The organism is Pseudomonas sp. PA-4-8C (assembly GCF_021606625.1).
Taxonomy (GTDB): domain Bacteria; phylum Pseudomonadota; class Gammaproteobacteria; order Pseudomonadales; family Pseudomonadaceae; genus Aquipseudomonas; species Aquipseudomonas lactis.
On the sequence record NZ_WKCD01000362.1, the window covers coordinates 1 to 4,677 of the forward strand.

The following is a 4,677-nucleotide window of genomic DNA, read 5'->3' on the forward strand; positions in this document are numbered from 1 at the left end:
AGCTCAGCAGCAACGACTTGACAGTGTCCTACGATGGTGTAAACGACATAAATGACCACGAAGTTCACATTTTTTTTTTTTTTTCAAGCAGAAGCCGGCATACGAGATCCCAGCGACATTCTCGTGGGCTGGGAGATGTTTAAAAGAGCCACCCCCCACCCCCCCCGCCGAGGTCAATGCTTCCGCCGCATAATCCGGCACGGTGGCCAAAATGTCCGTACCCGCCAGCAATGTACCCAGGCCATTGAACTGCGGCACCGCGAGTACAACGTGGCGCTTGCGGCCGAGTTTTTCCAGCTCTTCATCGATAAACCCGCTCAAGTCGCCGGCAAAGGAGACAAGGGCGTGGGGACGTGAGCAGAAGTCATCCAGGCTCAGCGAGCCGGGCACGCTGTCGGCGCGCAGCAGTTTGGGCAGGCTGCGGCGCAGTACCTTGCGCTTGGCGTTGGCGGGCAGGTCGGCGGTGTAGCTGACGCCGATGGAGATTTCGCCGGAGGCCAGCAGGCCGGGCATCAGGATGTAGTTGACGCGGCGTACCACCAGCACGATGCCGGGGGCTTCGGAGCGCAGGCGTTTGAGCAGTTGCGGGAGCAGGGCGAATTCCACGTCGTCGGACAGGCCAATGCGAAACACGGCGGTGCTGGTGGCCGGGTCGAATTCGGCGGCGCGGCTGACGGCGGTGGAGATCGAGTCCAGGGCCGGGGAGAGCAGGGCGAAGATTTCCACGGCGCGGGCCGAGGGTTCCATGCTGCGCCCGGTGCGCACGAACAGGGGGTCATCGAACAGCCCGCGCAGGCGTGACAGTGCCGCACTGATGGCCGGCTGGCCGAGGAACAATTTCTCGGCGGCGCGGGTCACACTGCGCTCATGCATCAAGGTTTCGAATACGATCAAGAGGTTAAGGTCGACACGACGCAGGTCGTTACGGTTCATCTTGTGTCCTGGAAGAGTCAGCAAACTTGATGTGAGCGGTCATGTAGCCCCCCCTGAGGTTCGATTCAGAAGGATGACCGGCATGAATCTTACGGGGAAAGGCTGGTACTCTGCACCGGCTAATTGATTTTTCCTACGATAGTTGAGGGGTGTTCCTCCTTCGCGGAATCAATGACAGGCATGTCGACTATTAATGGTGACCGGTGGTCTTACCCCCAAAGCCCAGATAAAGTTCATGGCATTAGAGGTTACTTTGACGAGGTTTGCGATGTCCCGCACGATCCGTTTTCACAAGTTTGGTCCGGCCGAGGTGCTCAAATGCGAAGAGCATGCAGCCGCGCAGCCCGCACCGGGCGAAGTGCAGGTGCGTGTCGACGCGATCGGCATCAGTTGGTACGACATTCTGTGGCGCCAGAACCTGGCGTCTTCCCATGCACGCCTGCCTTCTGGCCTGGGCCATGAAATGGCCGGTGTCGTAGTCGCCCTCGGCGACGGTGTGGATGATTTGGCAGTGGGCGATAAGGTGGCCAGTTTTCCGGCCGAGAGCCCCAATGATTACCCGGTGTATGGCGAGCAGATCGTCTTGCCCCGTTCGGCCCTGACCCGTTACCCGGATGTCTTGAGCCCGATTGAAGCCAGCGTGCATTACACGCCGCTGCTGATTGCGTACTTTGCCTACATGGACCTGGCGCGGGTCAAGCCCGGCCAGTTTGCCCTGGTGACCGACGCCAGCCACTGTGCCGGCCCTTCGTTTGTGCAGCTGGGCAAGGCCCTGGGTGTGCGGGTGATTGCCGCCACCAAAGACAGTGCTGAACGTGAATACCTGCTGTCTCTCGGGGCGGAAAAGGTCATCGTGACCGAAGAACAAGACCTGCTGATGCAGATCAACAAGTTCACGGACAACCGTGGCGTCGACGTGGTGTTCGATGGCTTGGGAGGCCCGCAGATGTCGCTGCTTGGGGACGTCCTGGCGCCGCGCGGCAGCCTGGTGCTGTATGGCCTGCAAGGTGGCAATCAGACGCCATTCCCGGCCTGTGCGGCGTTCCAGAAGAACATTCAGTTCTTTGTGCACTGTATCGGCAACTTCACCGGCAAGCCGGAGCTGGGCATTATCCAGGACCAAGTGGCGTTGCAGCGTGCGTTGCGCGATATCAACCAGCTGACGGCCGACCGTGTGCTTGTCCCACTGAAAACCACGGTGTTTCCGTTCAGTCAGTTCGTCGAAGCGCACCGATACATGGATGAATGCCCGTGCCGCGAACGGGTGGCGTTGCAGGTTGAAGCTGTTTGAGCTGTAGGAGTATTCGCAAATGCATACTCCGGCGCCTGAGCTGATGAGGCAAATGCGCCATTTGACAGGGCTTAACCCGCACCGGGGTTGAGCCGCCGCAGGGGCGTTCTACCCCGCAAACAATACCGTTATTGCCATGCGCCGCCCTGAAATCCAGTGCGGCGCTCTTGTGTGGGCGTCATTCAAGTTGGGCTGGCAGGTCATCTGAACTGCTTTTTGACGCTGTTCTGTATCTGTTAATCATTATTTGAGTGCCGATAATTGAGTCTTCATTGTCATCTCAAGGATTGAGCCATGATTGATTACACGGCAGTTGCGTCACGCACCTTCAGAACTAACGAGGCTCGGATTGTATTTTCCGGCAAGTGCAAAACGAATACCCTTCTGCTTTACGCGCAGCCCAGGTGCGCAGGTGATTAATATTCGTCGGACAATTCTCTAATTGCTTAGTTAAAACAGTGTAGGACGTTGTCGGAACATTCCTAAGGCTAACAGCTATTTCGCTGGAGCCCGCGCAGGCGCTGGATTCTCCGGCGGAGCAGCCATGGGCGCCCTCAATGCTCTCACCTGCGCTTTTGTTGCAAGGTGCTAATGTTGACTCAAACCTGTGCTGCGCAATGGAAGACAAGCCTACAGATGTAATAGGTCGAGCAACGCTGTTTGGTAGTTGCTTGAAACTGATATTTCAACTCAGGTAGTAGAACGATGAGCACTATTCATGAACAAGCCATGAGCTATGTTTACCAGCAAGTTCTGCAACGTTTAATCGGGCACTTTACGCGCGCCGAACGAACGTCACTTCAATTGCTCGTTCAGCGAATCGTGGTGGCCGCAGGCGGCATGGAACAAGTGGGCAATTACAAAGTACTGATCGCCCATGGTGGCGGCGAAGTGAGCAGCTACACCCTCGCGTTGCTGCGTGCGGCGCAACTGACCATTGCCGGACGCTCGCCCAAGACTTTTCAGATACGGGTGGCAACATTGCGGCATGCGGGTATGACTCAAGCAACGCTCGACTCACTGAATCAAGGCTACGCAGCGCTGTTCTTCCATGACGACCCCCGCGTAGAGCTGTTGATGGTGGAAAACCATGAGGTGCTGCCATTCAACCATCAGCGCCCGGCGTCCAATGCCGCTCGGGAAATCAGCCAGCGTAACAAGCTGATGATCGGGCACCTGACATCCGGCGATATCCGCGCCGCCCTGTGCGATGACACGCTCCTGGCCCTCGGCGATTTCTATCAACGGGTCGCTACCTGGAACGGCGGCGTACACGCCTTGGTCAGCGGTGATTCAGCGCGCAAGCAAAGCCAATACATCGCGTGGCTGAAAAAAAGCGCGCTGGCGACCGGCCTTGCCTTTGCGCCCGCTAAGCCATCGTCGCTCAATGCATGGTTTGCACGCATGGAGGAGTGGAGTGTGGGTTGCTATCGCGACGTCTATGGCGAGCACTATGCGGGCAACGAAAGTCCGGGCCGGGGCGGGCATCGTCATTTGGCCTATATCGGCATCGCCGACTTGCTCAAAGACGCCGACGTCGGGCATGCGCCACTGCTCACCGGGTTCCTCGCCCACAAGCGGGACCCGTTCGAGTTCCATTTCAGCCATCCAGCCTATCCCAACCCAATGCTCATGGCGCATTTGCACGGCGTACAGGCCCAGTGCCTGCGTGAGCTTTCCTACGAACATGGTGTCGCGGGGTTTGTTCGGCGTGCGGCAGACTTCCTGCATCGCAGGCACGTGCCGGTCGCGCTGATCAAAGAAGCGTCCGGGCGAGAAGGGCAGTTGCTGTCCACCGCCTACATCCAGGAGTTCTCGGGTCTGGACGACAGCCAGCTGACCTGCCTGTTATTTGCACCCTTTGTTCAGCATGGCGAGCGGTTGGAGAGTTTCTTGCGTCAATGCCATCCCGGCATGCTGGTAGCGCTCCCCGAACTCCACAAGGCACTACAGGGCAAACCCGCAGCGGACATCCTGCATCAGTGGCTGGTAGATACCAGTGGGTTGCCGCTGCCGCTGTTGCAGCACCTGTATCGTAAGCGCCCGCTGTTGGAAGGACGCGGCACGCGGGCGCGCAAACGAGCTTTCGCGCGGCCCGAGGCGCGCGTCGCCCAAGTGTCGGGGCGTTAGCAACGTGTGTCCGCCAATGAACGCCGGTGAGCAACGATGAACCTTCGGGGGGAGCGGCAAGTAGACTTTGCCTATCAGGCGGTATACCGCTACATGATCAACCTGATCAACGAAGTCAGCCGGGAAACGCCGGTGAAACTGCCGTCCCTGCGGCAGTTATCGACGCGCATGAATGTGTCGATCTCGACGATTCAGTACGCCTATTCGTTGCTGGAAAAGGAAGGCCGAGTGTACTCGGTGGCCAAATCCGGCTACTTCGCTTGGCCCGTGGCTGCAAACGCGCCCCTTATGGCCGGTACTGATTTGCTCGAGCGCTTGTACAC

General features: G+C 58.4%; 3 protein-coding genes and 1 pseudogene. 3 read left to right on the top strand and 1 reads right to left on the bottom strand.

Annotated elements, in window-relative coordinates:
* Positions 1-156 precede the first annotated feature (156 nt).
* Positions 157-933, bottom strand: a pseudogene (locus GIW04_RS28060) (LysR family transcriptional regulator); the annotation flags it as partial.
* A gap of 268 nt (positions 934-1,201) precedes the next feature.
* Here GIW04_RS28060 and GIW04_RS28065 point away from each other — a divergent pair.
* From GIW04_RS28065 to GIW04_RS28075, 3 genes are all read left to right on the top strand, one after another.
* On the top strand, positions 1,202-2,224 hold the full coding sequence (locus GIW04_RS28065; protein WP_032891964.1) for a zinc-dependent alcohol dehydrogenase family protein: 1,023 nt from the start codon (positions 1,202-1,204) through the stop codon (positions 2,222-2,224).
* 705 nt (positions 2,225-2,929) lie between these two features.
* The gene (locus GIW04_RS28070) at positions 2,930-4,354 is read left to right on the top strand and encodes a hypothetical protein (protein WP_003191131.1); all 1,425 of its coding nucleotides are present in this window, start codon (positions 2,930-2,932) and stop codon (positions 4,352-4,354) included.
* Between the two features lie 36 nt (positions 4,355-4,390).
* On the top strand, positions 4,391-4,677 hold a 287-nt coding region (locus GIW04_RS28075), incomplete at its 3' end, for a GntR family transcriptional regulator (protein ID WP_236479421.1).